Genomic DNA, 601 nt, shown 5'->3' on the forward strand with positions numbered 1-601 from the left:
TTCCATCTGACAAACCATTCTAACTTGAGGGTAGGCAGTTCCACTATGTTGATTACTTTTGGGTTCGAATACTTCTATATTCTCCTTTGAGTCTGGAGCGCGCCACACGACACCATCAACCCCAAGCAACGTTAAACCGTGCCATGTTGGAGAGTTGGCTTCTGCGTTCCAGATTTCAGCCGTAGATGTAAACACTTGCTTAACCGCATCACTTCCTAGTCGTTGCCGAGCCTGTACCAAAGCGCTAGGTGCAACTAATGGCCGCTTACCCGGTAGCATAAGCTGCATATTACTCGTTATGTCCCATACGGACTCATCTCTGTAAAAAGCCATACCAAGTACAACCCATACCATCATATCTAAAGGGAGTCGACGCTTACGGATCGTGGCTATGCCTGCCTGTTCTAAACATTGGTTGATAAATTCTGTAGGAAGGATATCGCTCAACTTTCCTAGTGATTCAGAGTCTGGAACGAAGTCATTGGCGAGTGATAGGGCTTTAGTCAGTTGCATAAAAAAATCCGATAGACATGGTCTATCGGATTTTTACACACTGGTGGGATCGTTCAATTGATCAGTCTATTAATTTCTTAACTGATCG

1 protein-coding gene is annotated in these 601 nt (G+C 44.6%); it reads right to left on the reverse strand.

Going from position 1 to position 601, the window contains the following annotated elements; genetic code table 11:
- On the reverse strand, window positions 1-513 hold a 513-nt coding region (locus tag OQJ86_RS26390), incomplete at its 3' end, for a transposase domain-containing protein (RefSeq protein ID WP_265992349.1).
- Between the last annotated feature and the right edge of the window lie 88 nt (window positions 514-601).

Origin of the sequence: Vibrio sp. Sgm 5 (genome assembly GCF_026241575.1) — a bacterium.
In the GTDB taxonomy this organism is placed as follows: Bacteria; Pseudomonadota; Gammaproteobacteria; order Enterobacterales; family Vibrionaceae; genus Vibrio; species Vibrio jasicida.